Genomic DNA, 23672 nt, shown 5'->3' with positions numbered 1-23672 from the left:
CGATTTTTCCTTTTATGAATCTTCGGAAAAGTATAATTTTGTATAGTAACAAATTAGGAATATGAATAAAATGATAAAAACATTAGGGGTTTCTTTAGTACTGGTTTCGATTGTAGCCTGTGGTCAAAAGAGCAAAGAAACGAAGATTACTGAAGTGAAAAATACACAAACAGCAGTTGTTGATAGTGCGAAGATAAAGGAAGAAGCTAAAAAAGCTGCTATAGCTGAAAAGAATGCTTTGCCAAAACCTTATCATCCGGAAGAAAATGCGGAAGCTAAAATTGCAGAACTTACGGCACTGGCTAAAAAAGAGAATAAAAATATAATGATACAGGCCGGTGGTAACTGGTGTATATGGTGTCTGCGTTTTAACAATTATGTACAGACAACACCTGAATTAAAAAAACTGGCAGATGATAATTATATCTATTATCACCTGAACTATTCTCCGGATAATAAAAACGAAAAGATTTTTGCTAAATATGGTAATCCCGGTGATAAATACGGATATCCGGTATTTATTGTTTTAGACAAGGACGGAAAACAAATTCATACTCAGGATAGTTCTGTTTTGGAAGAAGGTAAGGGATATAGCCTGGATAAAGTGAAGAAATTCTTTGAAGACTGGAAGCCTAAGGCGATGTAGTTTGGATGTTTTGAAAAAGTTTGAGAATAATACTTGATTGAATATAATTTTGGCACGATAATTATTATACAAGAAATACTAAAACTTTAAAAAATGAAAAAAACAATTTTATTCTGTGGCGCCCTGTTAATGGGAGGTTTGGCATTTGGTCAGAAAACAGATAATACTCCTGTTTTGGGAGGTGATAAAGATGCACATGGCTGTAAAGCGTCTGCAGGTTATACCTTCTCTTATATTAAAAATGACTGCGTAAGAACATTCGAACAGAAAGTACAGTTGAAAGAACAAAATCCTAAAGGGTCTTATACAACTAATGCTGCTGTAATCTTTAGTAAAGATATGAAGAAAGCGGAGATTTTTGTTCCGGAAAGTGCTTCAGGAGTTATTCTAAACAAAGTTGGAAAGAAAGCTGTTTGGAAAAGAGGAGATTATGAATTGACTCAAAACCAGAAAGTATACAGTTTGAAAAAAGGAAATGTTGTTGCTTACAAACAATAATTAACAATAAAGATATTTTTAAGAACCGCCATTTGGCGGTTTTTTTATTTTGTATCTTTATGGAATCCAAACCTATATATTATTATGAAAGCAATAATTCTAGCATCAGTGTTATCTGTTATGGCAGGATGTCAGGAAAAGCTGCACGACACGGCAGCTCCTGGCAAAAGTGTAGAAACAGAAGCCCCTAATACAAACTATAAACTTGCCTTTGAAGGACAAACAAGAATTCAGGGAATAACAACTTCTACACCTCTTAATGTTGAAGAAATTGCAAAAGGCTTATCAAAACCTTGGGGTATAATTGTGCTAAAAGACGGCAGATTACTAATTACTGAAAAAACTGGAACATTACGAATTATTGACCGTGATAATAAATTGAGTCAGCCTATTACCGGACTTCCGGAGGTTAACTCCAATGGGCAGGGAGGTTTGCTTGATATTGTAGCTGATCCAGAATTTAACCAGAACAGAATCCTGTACTGGGTGTTTTCTGAGAGGAAAGATGGTAAAAATGCTACGGTTGTAGCTAAGGGAAGACTCGCCAATGATGAGAAAACAGTTGAAAATGCACAGGTCATTTACAGGGCGGAACCAGCTTATGATGGTATATTACATTATGGCGGCAGAATCATATTTGATAAAGACGGAAATTTATTTGTAAGTACCGGAGAACGTTCGGATATGGTAACGCGTCCGCAGGCCCAGCAACTGAATTCAGCTTTAGGAAAAGTACTTAAAATCACCAAAGACGGGAAGCCTGCTCCCGGAAATCCATACATTGGCCAGCAGAATGTGCGTCCTGAAATATATTCCTACGGACACAGAAATGTACAGGGATTGGCTTTGCATCCTGAAACAGGAGATCTGTGGGAAGGAGAGTTTGGTCCGCGTGGAGGGGATGAGATTAATCTGATCAAGCCTGCTAAAAATTACGGCTGGCCGGTTATTACCTATGGAATAGAGTATGATGGAAAAACCATAGGAGATGGAATCACTCAAAAAGAAGGAATGGAGCAACCTGTGTATTATTGGGATCCCGTAGTTTCTCCAAGTGGAATGGTTTTCTATTCAGGAAATGTTATTCCTGAGTGGAAAAATAATCTTTTAATTGGGTGTCTTAGCGGACAACATATTGTAAGATTAGATATAAAAAATAATAAAGTAGTTGGCGAGGAGCGACTTTTGGGAGATAAAAATGAGCGTTTCAGAGATTTAGCACAAGGATTAAATGGCGAAATTTATGCTGTAACCGACTCTGGTAAGGTTTTCCGGATTTCCAAAAAATAAACGCCTGTAGCTCTTTTAGATTGCGAAAGATATTCGTATTTTTGTTGCTCTAATTTAAAAGTAAAGAATGAATACCTACAAGAACCCGCTGGAAGAACGTTATTCTAGTGCGGAAATGCTCTTTAATTTTTCCCATGATAACAAATTTCAGAACTGGAGAAAGCTTTGGATAGCCCTTGCAGAAATTGAAAAAAATCTTGGTCTGGAAATTACCGATGAGCAGATCGCAGAGCTAAAAGCAAATGAAACCAATATCGATTACACCAAAGCAGCAGAATACGAAAAGAAATTTCGTCATGATGTAATGGCTCACGTTCATGCATATGGAGATGTGGCGCCTTCTGCAAAAGGTATTATTCATTTAGGAGCAACTTCGGCATTTGTAGGAGATAATACCGATCTTATTCAGATGCGTGATGGTTTAATCATCCTTCGTCAGAAATTGGTAAACGTAGTAAAAGGACTTTCGGACTTTGCTATCAAATACAAAGATGTACCAACTTTAGGATTTACACATTTCCAGCCTGCACAGTTAACAACAGTAGGGAAGAGAGCGACACTTTGGCTTCAGAGTTTAATTCTTGATTTTGAAGAATTAGAATTCTTTTTAGAAACACTTCGTTTCCGTGGTGTAAAAGGAACAACAGGTACAGCGGCAAGCTTCCTGGAACTTTTCAACGGAGATTATGAAAAAGTAAAAACACTGGATAAAGAACTATCCAAGCGTTTTGGTTTTGACAAAGTTTTCGGAGTTTCCGGACAAACATATGACAGAAAAATAGATGCTAAAGTAGTTTCTTTATTATCTAACATTGCTCAGTCAGCACATAAATTTACAAACGACCTTAGATTATTGCAGAACCTTAAAGAGGTAGAGGAGCCATTTGAAAAAGATCAGATTGGTTCTTCAGCAATGGCTTACAAGAGAAACCCAATGCGTTCAGAAAGAATCGGAGCATTGGCGAAGTATGTAATGTCATTAAGCAGCAGCTCTGCAATGGTTGCAGCAACTCAGTGGTTCGAAAGAACTCTGGATGACTCAGCAAATAAGAGATTAACAATTCCACAGGCGTTTTTAGCTGTTGATGCTATTCTCCTTATCTGGAATAATATTCTTAATGGTATGGTGGTATATGAAAACCGTATCAACAAACATATTATGGAAGAACTTCCTTTCATGGCTACTGAATACATTATTATGGAAGAAGTGAAAGCCGGCGGAGACAGACAGGAAATCCACGAGATTATCCGTCAGCATTCCATGGAAGCCTCCAAGAAAGTGAAGATGGAAGGTAAGGAAAATGATCTGATAGAAAGGATAATGAACGACGACAGATTAAGGCTTGATAAGTCAAAACTGGCGGAAGTGTTAGATCCGAAGAATTTCATCGGATTTGCTCCGATCCAGACTTCTGAATTCATCCAGAACGAAGCACAGCCTATCCTGGATAAATACTCCGACCTTATCGGTTTAGAAGCTGAACTTAAAGTTTAAATAAAATTGCGGCACTGTGCTGCAATTTTTTGTTTATATAATATTAAAAAGTGACAAGCTCCTAAAAGAGCAATTTAATTATAACACGGAGTAAGACCCGTGAAAAATGAACAACTATGAATTACAGAATTTTTGTTGAGAAAAAAGGAATCTTTGATGTTGAAAGTCCTAAAATCTTTGACGAAATAAAAGAGATACTTCCACAGATAACATCTGTAAAAGTCTACAATGTTTATGACATCTTCGGACTGGAAGAAAAAGACCTGAATAAAGTTGCCAACAGTACGTTTGTAGATCCGGTAACTGATATTCTTCATTTAGAAAATCCGGTACAGAATATTTTTCTGGCAACCGAATTTTTACCTGGCCAGTATGATCAGAGAGCAGACTCAGCAGAGCAGTGTATCTCTATCCTTACGGATGCTGAAAATGCAACTGTAAGAAGTGGTAAAATTATTGAGATGGAGGGTGTTACTGAAGCAGACCTGCCTAAGATTAAAGACCTTTTAATTAATAAAGTTGAATCCAGAGAGAAAGATCTTTCTAAACTGGAAATTCCTGCACAGGCTGAGCCAAAAGCGGTTCCTGTTTACAATGGGTTTATCAGTTTTGATGCTGAGCAGTTAGCCGTTTTCTATAAAGAACATGGATTTGCTTTTGGTTTAGATGATCTGGAATTTATTCAGAATTACTTTAAAACTGAACAAAGAGATCCAACAGAAACTGAGCTGAAAGTTCTGGATACCTATTGGAGCGATCACTGTCGTCACACAACTTTTGAAACAGCACTTACAGATATTAAGTTCGAAGACGAGTTTAAAGAGACATTAGAGAATATCTTTAATGATTATTTAGCGAAAAGAAAGGAACTAAACCGCGAACATAAGCCAATCTCTTTAATGGATCTGGGAACGGTTTGCGCTAAATACTTCAAGAAGACAGGGAAACTTGAAAACCTGGTTATCTCTGATGAGATCAATGCCTGTACAATAGAAATTGAAGCAGAATTTGATGGCAAAAAAGAGCCATGGTATTTATTATTCAAAAACGAAACACATAATCACCCTACAGAGATCGAACCATTTGGTGGTGCATCTACTTGTTTAGGTGGTGCTATACGTGATCCTTTATCCGGACGTTCATTTGTTTACCAGGCAATGCGTCTTTCAGGTGCAGCCGATGTTTTGGAACCTGTAGAGAAAACGCTTCCGGGGAAGCTTCCTCAAAAGACTATTTCTAAACAGGCAGCAAATGGATATTCTTCTTATGGTAATCAGATTGGTTTAGCAACCACTATGGTTAACGAGATATACGATGAAGGCTATAAAGCCAAGAGAATGGAAGTTGGTTTTGTGGTTGGAGCAGTTCCTACAGATTGGGTACGCCGTGAGAAACCTCAGAATGGAGATTTCGTTATTATTTTAGGCGGAGCAACGGGACGCGATGGTGTTGGTGGCGCAACAGGTTCTTCTAAAGAACAGGACGAAACCAGTATCCATACCCTAAGTACTGAAGTACAGAAAGGTAATGCTGTAGAAGAGCGTAAAATTCAAAGATTGTTCAGAAAACCAGAAGTTACAAAACTGATTAAAAAGTCAAATGACTTTGGAGCAGGTGGTGTTTCTGTAGCAATTGGAGAGATTGCAGATTCATTAGAAGTAAATCTGGATGTTTTACCATTGAAATATGACGGTCTTAACGGTACTGAATTAGCAATTTCTGAATCTCAGGAGAGAATGGCAGTTGTTATCTCACCAGAAGATAAAGATAAATTTATTGGACTTTGTGAAGCGGAGAATATAAAAGCTGTACACGTTGCTACTGTAACAGATAGTGGCAGAATGCAGATTTTCTGGAAAGGAGATAAAATTGTAGACCTTAGCAGAGAGTTTTTAGATACCAATGGTTGTGCGAAATCTCAGAACATTGTGGTTAACCACCTGAGAAAAGTTGAAAACAAAACACAGGCGTTTAATGAAGAAAACTTCTTAGCAGCTTTAAAAGATAAAAATGTAGCTTCACAAAAAGGCTTACTGGAGATGTTTGACTCTTCGGTAGGTGGTACTACTGTAGCTATGCCATTGGGAGGTAAGCATCAGTTAACTCCAATGGAAGGTAGTGTACAGACATTACCAATTGAGGAAGCAAGAGATGTAGAAACGGTATCTTTAGCTTCATGGGGCTTTGATGCTGAAACCTCAGTACAGAACTCCCTTATCGGAGCAGCTTATGCTGTTGTAGAGTCTGTAGGGAAGATTGTAGCAATGGGTGGTGATTATAAAAACATTAGATTAAGCTTCCAGGAATACTTTGAAAAACTAGGAGATAAAGCAGATAAATGGGGAAAACCATTTGCTTCCCTTTTAGGAGCCTACGATGCCCAGATCAATTTAGGTTTAGCTGCGATCGGTGGTAAAGACAGTATGTCCGGAACTTATCTGGATCTGAATGTTCCGCCAACTCTTATTTCTTTTGCTTGTGCAAACGGAAATAAGAAAGACATTATTTCTCCTGAATTTAAGAAAGCCGGAAATAAACTTTATTTCTATGAGCATAAACCATTAGAAAATGGTCTTCCAAACTATGAAGAATTAAAGAATGTTTACGACTTCATTTATGCGGAAATTAAGAAAGGAAATATCGTTTCTGTTAAGACAATTAAAGATGGAGGTCTGGCAATTGCTTTGGCAAAAATGAGTTTTGGTAACCACTTAGGTGCTGAAATTTCTGCAGATGATAAAGTTCTTTTAGAGAAAAATCTGGCAAGCCTTGTTATAGAGTCTACAGGAAATATAGAAAATATATTGATTAAAGAAATTGGAGCGGTTAATTCTTTAAACACTTTAAATATAAATGGTTTAGAGTGTTCTATTGATAATTTACTTGAAGTATGGACAGGGACTTTCAAAAAGCTTTTCCCTACTGAAGAAAGAAAGGCTGAAGTTGTTACTTTCGATGAAAGTCTGAATGGAATTAACAAATCATCAATCGAAATTATTTCTCATAAGATTGCAAAACCAAAAGTGTTTATTCCACTATTCCCGGGAACAAACTGTGAATATGAAACACTAAATGCTTTCAGAAAAGAAGGAGCAGATGTAAACAGTATTCCACTGATTAATCTGAATAATGATAAACTGAATGAAAGTCTTGATGCATGGGTAAGAGAAATTGATTCTGCTCAGATCTTAACTTTTGCCGGAGGCTTTAGTGCTGGTGATGAGCCAGACGGTTCTGCTAAATTTATTGTAAACGTTCTGAAAAATGAAAAGATAAAATCTGCAGTACATAGATTATTGGAAAGAGATGGTCTTGTATTGGGAATCTGTAATGGTTTCCAGGCTTTGGTAAAATCAGGACTTCTGCCTTACGGAGAGATCAGAGATTTGGACGAAACATCACCAACGTTAACTTTTAATGCCATCGGAAGACACATTTCCCAGATGGTTAATGTAAAAGTATTGAATGATGATAGCCCTTGGTTAAAAGGCATGAAAGGCCAGACTTTTACTGTTCCGATTTCACATGGTGAAGGAAGATTCTATGCATCTGAAGCAGAATTAGAGAATCTTTATAAAAATGGTCAGATTGCAACGCAATACGTAGACCTGGATGGAAATATAGCTTATGGAATGCCACATAATCCGAATGCTTCGCTTTTCGGTATTGAAGGTATTACGAGTAAGTCCGGAAAAATATATGGCAGAATGGGGCATACAGAACGTTTTGCAAACGGTCTTATGAAGAATATTCCGGATGCTAATTACCACAATGTATTTAAAAACGGAGTTGATTATTTTAAAAATTAAATATTAAAAGTCCCCTGAAATAATGGTAACTTTATTTCAGGGAGCTTTTTAAAACTATAAAAAGTTATTGTTGCTGTAGAATTATATGAGAATAAAATTATTTGGGGTTTGTACGTTGATGTCTTTGGGAGTTCAGTGTTATGGACAAGAGCAGGATAGTATAAAGAAAGAGGAGCCGGCAGTTAAAGTACAGCAGGTAATCCTTAAAAATGGAGAGGTTAGAGAATATCCAAGACCAAAATGGCATGAACCAATTACAAATCTTCCGAAGGATTTTATGACCACTAATCGTAGTTTTATTGAGAATGGGAATGCATGGTATCTGGGAGGTGCAGTAGCCGCCACAGCATTATTGGTTCCTTTCGATCAGCAGATTGTAGATGGCAGCCGAAAACTGGCAGATAATCTGGGAATGAGCCCGGAGAATAAGTATGCTAAGTTTGGGCCTATTCCGAAAAGTGTAGGAGCAGGGCTTTATATGATTGGTAACGGGACAACGGTATTATTACTGGGAGCAGGTTTCCTTACCTATGGATTAATGAAGAATGATTATCGTGCTTATGCCACAGCCAGTGGATTATTGGAAAGTTTGGCATTAAGCGGAATTTATGTTCAGGTGCTGAAGAGATCTACAGGTAGAGAAAGCCCGTTTATTGCAAGAGAAAACGGAAATTCCGGAGGTGCGTGGAATCCTTTCCCTAGTTTTAGTGCTTATGGAAAGAATACCCCTCATTACGATGCAATGCCTTCAGGACATTTAGCTACGATTATGGCAGGTTTTACAGTAATTACAACAAACTACCCGGATGTTAAATGGTTAAAACCAGTAGGGTATACTCTAATAGGAGGTCTTTGTTTTCAGATGATGCAGAGTGAGGTACATTGGGCTTCAGATTACCCGCTGGCACTTTTAATCGGATACTTTTCCGGAAGGTCCATTGCCCGCAGACACTTTAAGAAAGTAAAAAGTGGCGAAGACGGGAAACCTCAGTATTCTCTTGATGTTATCGGAGGGAATGCATATGGAATTAACACTATTGGTGTTAAAATGAGTTTTTAAAAAATAAAGTTTAATAAGAAGTTAAAAATGGGAATCGCATTATTCGGATTCCTTAAAAAAGAAAAAAACTATGAGTCAGAAGAAAGAAATGCTTTATGAAGGAAAAGCAAAGCAGGTTTTTGCAACTGAAAACCCTGCAGAAGTTGTAGTACGTTACAAAGACGATGCAACTGCTTTTAATAACCAGAAAAAAGGTCAGGTGGATAAGAAAGGAGAGTTGAATAACGAGATTTCGACTCTTATCTTCGAATATTTAAATGATAAAGGTATTCCAACCCATTTCATAAGCAAACTTAACGACCGTGAGCAGCTGGTTAAGAAAGTAGATATTATTCCGTTAGAAGTAATCGTAAGAAATTATGTTGCTGGTAGTATGGCACAGCGTTTAGGATTAGAAGAAGGAATGAAATCTCCGGTAACTATCTTCGATATCTGTTATAAGAAAGACGAGTTAGGAGATCCGTTAATCAATGATCACCATGCTGTTTGCTTAGGTGCTGCTACTTATGACGAGCTGAAAGAAATGTATGCTCTTACAGGACAGATTAACGAACTTCTTGGAGAATTGTTTGACAAAATGAATATTATCCTTGTTGACTTTAAAATTGAGTTAGGTAAAACAATGGATGGTAATATTGTTTTGGCAGACGAAATCAGCCCGGATACTTGCAGACTTTGGGATAAAGATACTATGAAAAAACTGGATAAAGACCGTTTCAGAAGAGACTTGGGTGAAGTTACCGAAGCTTACGAAGAAATCTACAACCGTCTGAAAACAGCTTTGAATAAATAATTAAATATCTCTGATTGATCAGTAAATGATCTGCTAAAAATGAAAGATTTAGAACTTCAAAAACAAAATTATTTAAGCCAATTTAAAAAGAGAGCTTATCAGAGAAATATCTGGAAAAAGTCCGATGATTCTATGCTTGATGAGCCTACAGAAGAATGTGGTATTATGGGGATGTATTCCTATCATGATATAGATACTTTTTCTCTTTCTCAGTTTGGTTTATTTGCACTGCAGCACAGAGGTCAGGAGGCTTGTGGTATTTCGGTGCTGAAGGATGGTAGAATACATTCTTATAAGGATGAAGGCTTGGTACTGGATGTCTTTAAGAGTATTGAAAATCCGGAAACCTATATGGGGAATTCCGTTATTGGGCATACCCGTTATACAACTGCCGGCGATAAAAAGAAATATAACTATCAGCCATTCTTTGCAAAGAATGAGTATGATCAGATTATTCTGTCTATTGCACACAACGGTAATCTTACCAACGCCAGAATACTGAAAAAAGAATTGGAAGAAGAAGGTGTTGTTTTCAAAGCAACCTCCGATTCTGAAGTTATTCTTCGTCTTATCCAAAAGAACCTGGATCTTGGGCTTCGTGGCGCTATAAAAGCGACTATGGAGCGTATTGAAGGTGCTTATTCTGTTGTAGGAATGACCCGTAACAAATTCTTTGCTTTCAGAGATTTCAACGGTATCAGACCATTGGTATTGGGTGCTATAGATGAGCAGACTTATGTAGCAGCATCAGAAACCTGTGCATTGGATGCAATGGGAGCACAGTATGTAAGAGATATTCTGCCTGGTGAAGTTGTCTTCACTACAGAAAATGACGGATTACAGTCTTACATGGTGAAAGATGATTGTGTAAACAAAATCTGTGCATTCGAATATATTTATTTTGCACGTCCTGATACAACTCTGGAAAATATTAATGTTCACGAGATTCGTGAGAAATCCGGGGAAAAAATATGGGAGCAGGCACCTGTAGAAGCCGATCTTGTAATAGGTGTACCAGACTCTGGTGTTCCGGCAGCAATCGGATTTTCTAAGGCATCAGGTATTCCGTTCAGACCGGTTTTGATTAAAAACCGCTACATCGGAAGATCCTTTATTATCCCGACACAGGAAATGCGTGAGAGAATTGTAAATCTAAAATTAAACCCTATTATCTCTGAAATCAAAGGGAAAAGGGTTGTAATTATAGATGACTCAATTGTAAGAGGAACAACTTCCAAGCGCCTGGTAAAGATCCTTAAAGATGCCGGAGTAAAAGAGATTCACTTCAGAAGCGTTTCTCCGCCAATTGTTGCGCCATGTTTCCTTGGAATAGATACACCTGTAAAAGATGATCTTATTTCAGCTAATATGTCTAAAGACGAATTGAGAGATTATCTGGGAGTAGATTCTTTAGAATTCCTTAGTATGGATAATCTGAAAGATATATTAGGAAGCTCCGATCATTGTTTCGGATGTTTTACTGAGAAATACCCTGTAGAGAATACAGATGGACTTCAGGATTATGTAGACCAATAAGAAGTCTTAATCAAGATAATCTAAAGCACCTCAAATGAGGTGCTTTTTTATGAAATATTGCGAAATCTGTTTTTCGCAAACGTTTTCGGGAGCATAAAAATTAATAAAACTAAGTGTTATATAGTGAAATAATACAAAAAACTACACGATTTTCGTAAAATATATTATTGAAAATCATAGTGTTATATGATTTGTGGTGTAAGTGTTAAGCAAATGTTAAATTTATATTAAAAAATAATAATACTTTAAAAGGCTTAATTGAAGCGAAAGTAAAGTTGAAATTTAAAAACATAATTTGTGAAAAGTAATCTTGTATTTATGAAGGTTGCACCTGCATTCTTATTAGCAGGAGCAATGTTGAATGCACAACAGAAAGATTCAACAAAGACAAAGGAGATAGAACAGGTCGTACTGATTGGTTATGGTAAACAGAAGAAATCAGACCTTACAGGATCTGTAACGGCACTTACAGCAAAGGATTTCAATCAGGGAGCAATAGGTTCACCTGAGCAGTTAATTCAGGGTAAAGCAGCCGGAGTACAAATTGTAACCGCGGGCGGAGCACCAGGATCAGGATCTACGATCAGAATCCGTGGGGGAGCTTCTCTTAATGCAAGTAATGACCCGTTATTGGTTATAGACGGGGTTCCTGTAGATAATAGTACCATTAATGGAGCTTCTAACGGATTAGCACTGATTGCCCCGAATGATATTGAAAGTTTCAGTATCCTTAAAGATGCATCTGCTACAGCTATTTACGGTTCCAGAGCATCCAATGGTGTAATAATTATTACTACAAAAAAAGGAACTTCCGGTAAACTAAAAGTAAGTTACAACAGTAATACTTCCATATACACCAAGATGGGGACTATCGGAGTATTGAACGGTGACCAATTCCGCTCTGTAGTAAGCCAGTATGCAACTGATGAATATAAAGCGCTTTTAGGTAATAGTAATACAGACTGGCAAAAGCAAATTTATCAGACTGCTTTAGGATTTGATAATAGTGTGGCTATTTCCGGAGGAATTAAAGGACTGCCTTACCGTTTATCATTAGGCTACCTTAAACAGGATGGTATTCTTAAAACCAGCAATTTTGAGCGTTCCAATGTCGGAATCAATCTAAGCCCTAAATTTTTTGATAAACATTTATCTGTAGATATTAACTACAAAGGTATTTACTCCGAAAACAGATTTGCAGATGTAGGTGCTATAGGAGCCGCTGCGGCTTTCGATCCGACACAATCTGTTTATAATCCTGCAAATACAGCTTTAGGAGGTTACTGGGAATGGCTGAATGCTACAACAGGTTTACCTAATACGAATGCTACAAAGAATCCGCTTTCTATGCTGAATCAGAAGATAGATGTATCGTATGTAACCAGAAGTTTGGGGAATATTCAGTTAGATTATAAATTCCATTTCCTTCCGGAGTTGCGGGTAAATGTTAATGCTGGTATAGATTATACGGATTCCAAAGGGAATACCAGAGTATTGCCTACTTCAGCTTCAGCTTTTTATAGTAGTGGAACTTACAAAAGATATGCCCAGAGCAGAAAAAATAAACTATTTGATGTTTATCTAAACTATAATAAAAAAGTAGAATCACTGAACTCTACATTCGATGTTACAGCAGGTTATTCTTATCAGGATTTTTACAGAAGCGAGCCTTTAGCTATGACCATTAAAGGAGATCCGGCTTTACAACCTGACATTGTTAATGCTTTTGAAACAGAGTCTACTATTCTCTCTTACTTTGGGCGTTTCAACTATAATTTCGGTGATAAATATTTATTGACAGCCACAGTGCGTAATGACCGTTCATCACGTTTTAGTAAGGAGAACAGAAGTAGTATTTTTCCGGCAGTAGGTTTAGCATGGAGAATAGATAAAGAAAACTTCATGAAAAACCAAAATGTAGTATCCTCTTTAAAGCTGAGAGCAGGCTGGGGAGAAACAGGACAGCAAGGAGTCATTGGGAATGATTATCCATTCCTTGCAAGATATGTGATTAGTGATAACGGAACAAAGTATCAGATAGGTGACCAATTCTATAATACACTTCGGGCACAGGGATATGATAAGAACCTGAAATGGGAAACTACGATTACCAAAAACATAGGTTTGGATTTTGGATTTCTGAATGACAGAATTACCGGATCCGTAGAAGTATATGAGAAAAAAACTAAAGATCTTTTGAGTATTGTACCAGTACCGGCAGGTGCTAACCTGACCAATCTCTTACTGATAAATGTAGGGGATATGCAGAATAAAGGTATAGAAGCCAATATCAATGTAAAAGCAATTCAGAAAGAAAATTTCAGCTGGGAATTTAGTGCTAATGCAACACATTACACCTCCAAGGTTACAAAACTATCTGCACAAAATAACCCTAATGAGAAAGTATTGGTCGGAGGAATAGAAGGTGGAACCGGGACAACTGTTCAGGTACATCAGGTAGGCTACACGCCATTCTCATTCTATGTATACCAGCAGGTATACGGACAGGACGGAAAACCACTCGAAGGTGTTTATGTAGACCGTAATGGTGATGGTGTGATTAACGAGCAGGATTTATACCAGTACAAATCGCCGATTCCTGATGTTTTATTAGGTTTCTCTTCAAGGTTTACATATAAGAACTGGGATCTGGGCTTTTCTTTAAGAGCTAGTATCGGAAACTATGTGTACAACAATATGGCATCTAAAGCCGGATCATTACAGAATATTTCTAACAATGATTATTTATCCAATATCTCTACAAGCTATCTGGATACAGGTTTTAAAAGAGCGCAATATCTTTCCGACTATTATGTAGAGAATGGTTCATTCCTAAGAATGGATAATCTTAATATAGGATATAATTTCCCACATTTTATCAATGATAAGTATAAACTAAGAGTTTCCTTATCAGCGCAGAATGTATTTTTAATTACAAAATACAGCGGACTGGATCCTGAGTCGTTAACGACAGAACTTAACGGAACAACAAAATCAGGAATTGATAACAATGCTTACCAGCGACCTAGAATTTATTCTCTAGGTTTTAACTTCCAATTCTAAAAACACAGCAATGAAATTTTTTAATTCTATAAATCGTAAACTTTTAGTTGCAGGAGTAGTAATGTTACTCGGTGTAACTTCTTGTGAAAAAGATCTTGACAGATTACCTATAACAGATATTAGTTCCGCATCGGTTTATGCAGATTTTTCCAATTACAAAGGTGTACTGGCTAAATGTTATGCAGGGCTTGCACTTACGGGGCAAAAAAGCGGAGATAGTACCGATGGTGCCGATATCGGCGGTATAGATACGGGAACTTCAAGTTATCTGAGACAATATTTCCAGTTACAGGAGCTTCCGACAGATGAGGCTGTAGTAGCATGGAACGATGCTTTTCTTCCGGATCTTCATAATATGAACTGGGGCTCTACAAATAGCTTTATTACAGCATTGTACTATCGTATTTTCTATCAGGTAGCACTATGTAATGAGTTTATCCGTGAAACGACAGATGAAAAACTGGCATCCAGAAATATTACCGGAGCGCAGGCTGAAGAAGCGAGATTATACAGAAATGAAGCGCGTTTTCTTAGAGCTTTAAGCTACTATCATGCTATTGATATGTTTGGGAACGTACCGTTTGTGACCGAAAAAGATGAAGTAGGTGTAAAGCCTCCAAAGAGAATTACACGTGAAGAGCTTTTTGTTTATGTAGAAAGTGAGCTGAAAGATCTTGAAGGATTACTAAAAGATCCACGTACTAATGAATACGGACGTGCTGATAAAGCTGCTGTATGGATGGTAATGGCTAAATTATACCTGAATGCTGAAGTGTATACCGGAGCTAAAAAATATACTGAGGCCAGAACATATGCAGAGAAAGTAATTAATGGAGGTTACAGCCTTAAACCTAAATATGCTGACCTTTTCCTTGCCGATAATAATGTTGCCAATAACGAGGTTATTTTCTCTATCAACTACGATGGACTTAATACCAAAACTTACGGTGGTACTACTTATTTGATCCATGCAGCAGTGGGTGGAAGTATGAAACCTTCAGATTTTGGAATTAATAGTGGTTGGGGAGGAATTAGAACAACCAAAAGTTTGGTTCAGTTATTCCCGGATGCAAATGGCTCCCGTGATAAAAGAGGAGTGTTTTATACCAATGGCCAAAATCTTGAAATTGATAATGTAACCACATTTACAGACGGATATCCTTTAGTAAAGTTCAAGAATATTACATCGGCAGGTAAGCAAGGTTCGGATGCCTCCGGAGATTTTGTGGATACCGACTTCCCAATGTTCCGTTTAGCAGATGCCTATCTGATGTATGCTGAAGCAGTACTAAGAGGTGGTGGTGGAAGCAATGCCCAAGCACTTACTTATGTGAACCAACTGAGAACAAGAGCTTATGGTGATAATTCCGGTAATGTGAATTCTCTAAGCTTAGATTTTATCCTTGATGAAAGAGCACGTGAGTTATCCTGGGAAGCAACGAGAAGGACAGACCTTATCCGTTTTGGTAAGTTTACAGGAAGTAACTATTTGTGGCCATGGAAAGGTGGTGTTAAGGATGGGAGAGGTGTAGAAGACTTCAGAACCCTTTATCCGATTCCTTCCAGCGATTTAATTGCCAATCCAAACCTTAAACAAAATACGGGTTACTAATTTTTGAATTTGTATTATGAAAAATATATTTAAAATAGTATTTGCAGCTATTGTTGGTTTTTTATTGATCTCCTGTGAAAAGGATGAAGATAGAGCTGTGTTAGGGAATCCTTCTCCGTCAGCTTTAACAGCTTCAGCAACTACTTTTGTCTTATTAAAAGATGACGCTGCTAAAGATGCTGTAAAGTTCTCATGGCAGGCACCTTCTTTTGGAAACAATATTGTAATTAATAATGTATTACAGTTTGCTGTAAAGGGAACTAATTTTGCAAAGCCTAAAGAAGTAATTTTAGGTGCAGGAACAACTTCTGTTAGTTTCAAAGTTCAGGATTTTAATGGAATATTACTGGGTGCAGGTGCTCCCATTGGCAGTCAGTCTCAGGTTGAAGTAAGACTGAAATCTACTACTGAAAGTTCTGCTGTAGCACCAGTTTACTCTTCAGTAATATCATTAACTGTAACACCATATGCACTTATTTCATATGTATATGCACCGGGTGCTTATCAGGGATGGAATCCAGCAACAGCAACAGCATTAGTATCCGAGAATAGTAATGGAATCTACACAGGATATATTAATTTCCCTACCGATGGCTTGGAATTTAAGATAACACCAAACCGTAGTTGGGATGGTGCTTATGGATCAGATAACGGATCTACACTGAGTACAAGTGCCGGAAATATTAAAGCTCCTGGAGTTGGTTCTTATAAGTTGGTTGTAGATTTGAATAAATCTATCATTGCAATGACACCATTTAGGTTTGGAATAGTTGGTTCAGCAACTCCTAATGGATGGGCAACACCAGATACCAAAATGACATTAAATAATGCTACCGGAATTTGGGAAGCTACCTTAGCCTTAACTGCCGGAGAAATGAAGTTTAGAGCAAATGATGTCTGGGATATTAATTATGGAGGTTCAGGAGGAAATGCAGTAGCAGGAGGTGATAATATTCAGATATCAGCTGCTGGAATTTATAATGTTACCCTGGATACTAACAATATGAAGTATACTTTGGTAAAGCAATAACTTATTAGGATAAGTTTAGTAAAAAAGTGTTGTTTTACAGCAACACTTTTTTATTTAAGAATAAAAGATAAATTGAACTATAACCATGAAAAAAACAATTTCAGTATTATTCTTAATTCTGTTTTCGGCATCCAATGCACAACAACTGCACCGTGAAAACTATGCTGACGTTCTCGATCTGAAAACAGTGGTATCAAATCCTAAAAATATTACAACCAATCTTTTTAGCGATATGGGAGCGTGGCACGCCTATGCTTTACCGGAAAGAACAGAAGATTACGGATCTTTTATCGGTCCTGTTATTATGGACCTCGATGGACAGTGGTTGGCGAATACAATCTCTAAAATCAGTATTAAAGAAAACGGGACAGCTATAGATTTGCAAAAATCTAAAGTTATTCAACACTATTATCCTGGATTATTAAAGCAAATATTTACTGTTGATGGTCTGGATATAGAGCAGCAGTTAATTTTTGTATCAGGGCGTGAAGCCAAAATAAAAACGAGTATCTATAATCGTTCAAAAGTTCTGAGAAATCTTAGTGTATCTTTTGATGGGAAATTGTTATCCGATGTTGTTCTTGCCAAAGGAAATAATGAGGTAACGGTAAGGTTAAAGGATAAAGAAAATACCTTCCGACTGATTTTCGAACAGCCTGTAAACCTGGAGGTAAATACTGATTCTTATACTGCATTAGCGGGGAATATAAAAATACCAGCGGGTGGTAAAGCGGATTTTACACAGTCCCAGTATTATTTCCTCCAGTCAAAAGAAGATAAAATTAAAAAGCCCATTTCAGATTTTACAGCTCAGTTAAAGCTGAATGAAAAACGCTGGAATCATTATTTACAACAATATTTTTCTCACACATCCAGGCTGGATGAAAAGAAACAGAGGCTTGCTGTAAAAGCTATTGTTACCTTAATGACGAACTGGAGAACTGCGGCCAAAGACCTGTTACATGATGGCGTTTTCCCATCGGTTTCTTACCAGGGATTTTATGGTTTCTGGAGCTGGGACAGTTGGAAGCAAGCGGTGGGACTAAGCTACTTTAATACTTCGCTGGCTAAAGATAATATCCGAAGTATGTTCGATTACATGGACGAGTATGGAATGGTTGCAGACTGTGTATATACCGATAAAAAAGAGAATAACTGGCGTGATACCAAGCCACCGTTGGCTGCCTGGGCGGTTTGGAAAGTTTATGAGCAGACTAAAGATGTAGCATTTGTAAAAGAGATGTACCCGAAGTTGGTGAAATACCATCAGTGGTGGTATGAAAACAGAGACCATGACAAGAACAGGTTGTGTGAATATGGTTCTACAGACGGGACAAGAATTGCTGCGGCATGGGAAAGCGGTATGGATAATGCGGTACGTTTTGATGAAGCAGTCTTAATGAAAAATAATGACAAGGCCTGGTCGCTTAATCAGGAAAGTGTAGACCTGAATGCTTATCTGTATGCAGAAAAAAAATATTTATCTGAGCTGGCTTCGGTAGTAGGAAATAAGAAAGAAGCTTTAGATTGGAATAACTCTGTTAGTGGATTAGCAGATAAAATCAATCAGAGGTTCTATGACAATACTAAAGGTTATTATTATGATAAACTTTTAGGTAAACAAGAACCTATTGCAGTAGAAGGACCAGAGGGATGGATTCCGTTGTGGGCAGGTATTGCTACACAAGAGCAGGCAGGTGCTGTAACAAAGATTATGATGAATGTTCACAAGTTCAATACGAAAGTACCTTTACCTACGCTTACAGCTGACCATCCGAAATTTGACCCGTTAAAAGGTTACTGGAGAGGACCAGTATGGATAGATCAATTCTATTTCGGGATTACCGGATTAAAAAAATATGGTTATCAGCGAGAGGCTGATGAACTGATTAATAAATTTATGAATAATGCCGAAGGTCTTTTAGAAGATAAACCCATTCATGAAACCTATCATCCTGTAACAGGAAAAGGTTTGAATGCGATTAATTTTAGCTGGTCTTCTGCACATATTTTAATGCTTTTAGCAAAATAAATGATTGTGAGATCGTCTCACTTTTATAACTTTAGATATTACAAATAAAATAACAATTATGAACTTGAAGAAAGTAAGTTTGGCAGTTGCATTTTTTGGTTTGACATTAGGAGGTTTGTACGGACAAACGTTGAAATCTCCGGATGGAAAGTTTCAGATGGATTTCAGTCTGAAAAACGGAACACCATATTATCAGCTGAAATACAATGGAAAAGTTGTGGTGGAGGAATCTAAACTGGGACTTCGTTTATTTAAAGATAACAATATACAGTTTGCTTCCGAGATTAGTAAAACAGAAGGCAGCGAAAATGACCTGAATCAGGGATTCACTAAAGTATCTGAAAAAAGAGATTCTAAAAATGAAAACTGGCAGCCGGTAATGGGAGAGAAAAAAAGCTATATTAACAATTATAATGAGCTTACCGTAAATCTTCATCAGGACAAACAGGATCGTACAATAGCAATTAAATTCAGATTGTTTAATGATGGTTTAGGTTTCCGTTACGAGTTTCCGCAACAGAAAAATCTTAACTATTTTGTAATTAAAGAAGAGGATTCAGAAATAGACCTTCCATCTGATATGAAAGCCTGGTGGATTGTAGGAGACTACGACACACAGGAATATCAGTACCAAACTTCTAAAATTTCAGAGATTGCTGCAAAATGGGCTGGAGCTGTAGAACAAAATGCATCGCAGTTTCCAATTAAAAATACAGTACAGACACCTTTAATCCTTAAGAAAGAAGGCAAAGAACCTTTATATGTAGATTTAGGTGAAGCAGCATTGATTAATTACCCTGCATCACATCTGGAAGTAGACAGTCAGAATTATAAATTCAAAACACACCTTACCCCAGATGCACAGGGAGCAAAAGGTTATATTCAGACACCTTTCAATACACCATGGAGAACAATTATTGTATCGCCTACAGCTGCAGGAATTCTGGATTCTAAAATGATATTCAATCTGAATGAACCTACAGAATATAAAGATACTTCCTGGATAAAGCCAACCAAATATATGGGTGTATGGTGGGAAATGATTATTGGAAAATCTCAGTGGGCTTATTCTACAGAAGATAATGTACATTTAGGAAAAACAGATTTCACCAAGCTTACACCTAACGGAAAACATGCAGCCAATAATACCAAGGTAAGAGAATATATAGACTTCGCAGCCAAAAATGGTTTCGACGGACTTCTTATTGAAGGCTGGAATATAGGTTGGGAAGATTGGTTCGGACATTCTAAAGAAGATGTTTTTGATTTTGTAACGCCATATCCGGATTTCGATATTGCAGCGCTTAATGACTATGCACATAGTAAAGGCATTAAACTGATTATGCACCACGAGACATCTGGTTCAACAGTTAATTATGAAAGATGGTTGGATCCTGCTTTCAAGCTGATGAATAAGTATGGGTATGATGCTGTAAAAACCGGTTATGTAGGAAATATTATTCCTCGTGGTGAGCATCATTATAGCCAATGGACTAATAACCATTACCTGCATGTTGCTAAAAAAGCAGCAGATTATAAGATTATGGTAAACTCTCATGAATCTGTACGCCCTACAGGACTTAACCGTACATATCCAAACTGGATAGCTGCAGAAGCTGCACGTGGAACAGAGTACGATGCGTTTGGCGGAAACAACGCAGATCATACAACGATTCTTCCGTTTACAAGACAGATGGGAGGGCCAATGGATTACACTCCGGGTATCTTCCAGACAAAATTAGATTATTACTTCCCTGGAGACAAGCGTATGGTAAAAACTACATTGGCAAAACAGTTGGCATTATATGTAACCATGTATTCACCATTACAAATGGCAGCAGATTTACCGGAGAACTATGCGAAACACATGGATGCATTCCAGTTTATCAAAGACGTGGCTGTAGATTGGGATGATACCAAAATCCTGGATGCTGAGCCTGGGGATTATCTGCATGTTGCCAGAAAAGCAAAAGGTAAAGATGAATGGTATGTAGGTGGTATTACTGACGAAAACAAGCGTGATTTTACAGTAGATTTATCATTCCTGGATAAAGGTAAAAAGTATGAAGCTGTAATTTATGAAGATGGTAAAGATGCAGATTACGATACCAACCCACAGAGTTACCATATCTATAAGAAAACTGTTACCAGCACTACCAAGATTCCTGTGAAATTGGCACGAAGCGGCGGATATGCTATTTCTCTGAAAGCTGTAAAGTAAATTAGCCTGAGTTTTCGATACGATTTTTGAAACAAAAAATCACTCAGACTGACGAGGTGAAATATATAAATTACTTTATTTCGGTCTCAGATTAAAATAAAAAGACCTATGATGTTTGAAATATCATAGGTCTTTATTTTATTGGGTGTTTAGAAGTAATAGAACTCTATTTCTTTATCATTCCTTGTATTAATTCGGGGTTAAATTTACCGATAAGGAAACCTATTAAAAGCAATCCGATAAAGATGATAATTATAGCTGCAATCTGTAGCAGGTAAAAAATAAATAGACGGCCAATAATACTTCTTGTACTTTTCTCTGAATAAAAGCCCTTATAGAACCAAAAAAGTAATATTGGAACAATTAAATATGATAAAGTAGATATTTTACCAATTGTTACAGGGTCATTCTGTAAGAAATAAAAAATAGGATCAAAAATAATAATAAGTGCAATGGTGTAAAAACATTGAAAATAAGCATTCATGACCAGGTGCTCGTAGTAATTTTGTCCCCATTTTCTAAACGCTATCCTGGTTAGGAGAGAAAAGAATGGTATTAAAGCCAGCATAATAAAGGAGAAATAGGAGAGGAATCCGGTGGAATATGCATCAATGAATTTATCGGATACATTTTGATTAGAGGCTCTCATTGCGTTCTCCATGATGTCCTTTATATTAAGGAAGCTGGATAATAATATTGAAATCCCACTGAGTACCATGGTAAGTGCGAAAGGCTTGTAATGGTGTATTCTGTCGCCCTCCAGAAATTTTCTGGCTGTTTTTCCGGGGTTTAATATGATGTTTTTAACAGAATAGAAAAATCCTTTTTCTGTATAGTAGGCAAAACTTTTAACTTCATCAAACACATAAGTATGGTCAATTCTTTTGAATTTTTTCTGTCCACACTCAGTACAATAGTTTCCGTTAACAGTCGTACCGCAACTGCTGCAGTTTTCTAAAATACTCTCCATCTTTTACTGAATTTTTTGTTTATATCCGCCTAAGCATTTTGATTTCGCAGTAAAAGATGTAATTAATAAAGGTTTTATCATATTATCACTCGATTTAGTTATATAATCTTAATTTCTCACGAATATATGAAATATATTGATTCACTTATTTACTTATCTTACATCAATTCATTCACCTTGGTGGTAGCGTAAATTTGCATAAGAAAAAATAAACATAAACATATGAAAACAGTATATCACAGTGCAGACAGCAGAGGATTCGCAGATCACGGCTGGTTAAAAAGTGCACACAGTTTTAGTTTTGCAGGTTACTTTAACCCTGAAAGAGTAAATTTCGGAACGTTGAGAGTTTTAAATGATGATTATGTAGAAGGTGGTATGGGCTTTGGAAAGCACCCACATAACAATATGGAGATTATTTCTATTCCGTTAGAAGGTGACTTAAAACATGGAGATAATATGGGAAGTGCAGGAATCATTAAAAAAGGAGATATTCAGGTAATGTCAGCCGGTACTGGTGTAATGCATAGTGAAATGAATGCCAATGCGGATAAAGCGGTAAAATTTCTGCAGATATGGATTTTTCCTAACAAAGAAAATGTAACACCACGCTATGATCAGGTTGATGTTTCCGAAGGTTATAAGAAAAATGATTTTCAACAGATTTTGTCACCCAACGCAGATGATGAAGGTGTATGGATTCATCAGGATGCATGGTTTAATTTAGCAAAGTTTGATAAAGGATTCAGCAAAGAATATCCTATCCACAGAGAAGGAAATGGTGCTTATGTGTTTGTATTAAACGGTCAGGTAAAAATTGGAGATCAGGTATTGAACACCCGTGATGCATTTGGAATTTGGGATACAGATAAATTCAATATAGAAGCAACAGAAAATTCTGAACTTTTGATTATAGATGTTCCTATGAATTTGCCTAATTTTGCACATTAATTTAAACTGAGTAAAGATAATAGATAAATGAGCCGGAAATCATATCGTTATAAAAGCAATGATTATGGCTCGCTTTCAATAATAACTAAAAATAATATTAGATATAAATGAAAATAGTAGCTTTTGCAGGAACTAATTCTCCGGCATCAATTAATAAGGTATTGGTAGAGTACGTTACAAAACAATTTGATAGTAATGATGTAGAGCTTTTAGATCTTAACGATTATGAAATGCCTATCTATGGAGTTCACAGAGAGCAGCAATCCGGAGTTCCTCAGGAAGCAAAGAATTTTGCTGAAAAAATTGATAGTGCAGATTTAGTGATTATGTCTTTGGCAGAACATAACAGCAGCTATTCAGTAGCTTTCAAGAATGTTTTCGACTGGGTATCCCGTATTCCGGGAAGACCACATTGGGGAGATAAAGATGTCTTCTTAATGGCTACAGCACCTGGACCTAAAGGTGGTGCGAACGTATTGGCTGCAGCAACTGCACGTTTCCCGCATAGTGGTGCAAACATTGTAGAGACTTTCTCATTGCCTAAATTCAAAGATAATTTCGATGCTGAGAAAGGTATTCTGGATGCTGAAAAAGCTAAAGAATTAGAGCATAAGATTGCTAAAATAAAAGAAGAATTTGCTGCAAAAGTAAATGCATAAATTCTAA

16 protein-coding genes are annotated in these 23672 nt (G+C 37.0%); 15 read left to right on the top strand and 1 reads right to left on the bottom strand.

The features are described 5' to 3' along the window. Positions 1-61 precede the first annotated feature (61 nt). From ATE49_RS06410 to ATE49_RS06350, 13 genes are all read left to right on the top strand, one after another. Complete coding sequence (locus tag ATE49_RS06410) at positions 62-646, top strand: thioredoxin family protein (protein ID WP_065081496.1); 585 nt, start codon at positions 62-64, stop codon at positions 644-646. A 93-nt stretch (positions 647-739) separates the two neighbouring features. Next, entirely contained in the window at positions 740-1144 is a 405-nt protein-coding gene (locus ATE49_RS06405; RefSeq protein ID WP_065081495.1) for a hypothetical protein, read from the top strand. Between the two features lie 84 nt (positions 1145-1228). After that, the gene (locus tag ATE49_RS06400; RefSeq protein WP_065081494.1) at positions 1229-2434 is read left to right on the top strand and encodes a PQQ-dependent sugar dehydrogenase; all 1206 of its coding nucleotides are present in this window, start codon (positions 1229-1231) and stop codon (positions 2432-2434) included. Between the two features lie 67 nt (positions 2435-2501). Further along, positions 2502-3929, top strand: a complete 1428-nt coding sequence (gene purB / locus ATE49_RS06395) for an adenylosuccinate lyase (protein WP_059155689.1) — start codon at positions 2502-2504, stop codon at positions 3927-3929. Positions 3930-4045: 116 nt separating this feature from the next. Next, positions 4046-7738 carry a phosphoribosylformylglycinamidine synthase gene (locus tag ATE49_RS06390; RefSeq protein WP_065081493.1) on the top strand — a complete coding sequence of 1231 codons (3693 nt, stop codon included), beginning with the start codon at positions 4046-4048 and terminating at the stop codon, positions 7736-7738. Between the two features lie 85 nt (positions 7739-7823). Further along, on the top strand, positions 7824-8798 hold the full coding sequence (locus ATE49_RS06385) for a phosphatase PAP2 family protein (RefSeq protein WP_024564381.1): 975 nt from the start codon (positions 7824-7826) through the stop codon (positions 8796-8798). A gap of 70 nt (positions 8799-8868) precedes the next feature. Then, complete coding sequence (purC, locus tag ATE49_RS06380; RefSeq protein ID WP_065081492.1) at positions 8869-9591, top strand: phosphoribosylaminoimidazolesuccinocarboxamide synthase; 723 nt, start codon at positions 8869-8871, stop codon at positions 9589-9591. Positions 9592-9630: 39 nt separating this feature from the next. Next, entirely contained in the window at positions 9631-11127 is a 1497-nt protein-coding gene (purF, locus tag ATE49_RS06375) for an amidophosphoribosyltransferase (RefSeq protein ID WP_045179679.1), read from the top strand. A gap of 318 nt (positions 11128-11445) precedes the next feature. Continuing rightward, positions 11446-14190, top strand: coding sequence for a SusC/RagA family TonB-linked outer membrane protein (locus ATE49_RS06370; protein WP_065081491.1), 2745 nt, complete (start codon positions 11446-11448; stop codon positions 14188-14190). A 10-nt stretch (positions 14191-14200) separates the two neighbouring features. After that, positions 14201-15802, top strand: coding sequence for a RagB/SusD family nutrient uptake outer membrane protein (locus tag ATE49_RS06365; RefSeq protein WP_081278416.1), 1602 nt, complete (start codon positions 14201-14203; stop codon positions 15800-15802). Positions 15803-15818: 16 nt separating this feature from the next. Next, positions 15819-16832 (top strand): SusE domain-containing protein, encoded by a 1014-nt coding sequence (locus ATE49_RS06360; protein WP_065081490.1) that lies wholly within the window; start codon positions 15819-15821, stop codon positions 16830-16832. Positions 16833-16917: 85 nt separating this feature from the next. Continuing rightward, complete coding sequence (locus tag ATE49_RS06355; protein WP_065081489.1) at positions 16918-18864, top strand: MGH1-like glycoside hydrolase domain-containing protein; 1947 nt, start codon at positions 16918-16920, stop codon at positions 18862-18864. 58 nt (positions 18865-18922) lie between these two features. Further along, positions 18923-21085, top strand: coding sequence for a glycoside hydrolase family 97 protein (locus ATE49_RS06350; RefSeq protein ID WP_065081488.1), 2163 nt, complete (start codon positions 18923-18925; stop codon positions 21083-21085). 166 nt (positions 21086-21251) lie between these two features. On the opposite strand, the gene ATE49_RS06345 is transcribed toward ATE49_RS06350, so the two are convergent. Further along, positions 21252-22055 (bottom strand): DUF3667 domain-containing protein, encoded by an 804-nt coding sequence (locus tag ATE49_RS06345; protein ID WP_065081487.1) that lies wholly within the window; start codon positions 22053-22055, stop codon positions 21252-21254. 222 nt (positions 22056-22277) lie between these two features. Between ATE49_RS06345 and ATE49_RS06340 the strand changes: the two genes are divergently transcribed. After that, entirely contained in the window at positions 22278-23006 is a 729-nt protein-coding gene (locus ATE49_RS06340) for a pirin family protein (protein ID WP_065081486.1), read from the top strand. 107 nt (positions 23007-23113) lie between these two features. After that, the gene (locus ATE49_RS06335) at positions 23114-23665 is read left to right on the top strand and encodes an NADPH-dependent FMN reductase (protein WP_034867365.1); all 552 of its coding nucleotides are present in this window, start codon (positions 23114-23116) and stop codon (positions 23663-23665) included. Positions 23666-23672 lie beyond the last annotated feature (7 nt).

It is taken from the genome of Elizabethkingia miricola, from assembly GCF_001675285.1.
GTDB classification, from domain to species: domain Bacteria; phylum Bacteroidota; class Bacteroidia; order Flavobacteriales; family Weeksellaceae; genus Elizabethkingia; species Elizabethkingia miricola.
This window is presented reverse-complemented; position numbering and strand designations above follow the sequence as displayed.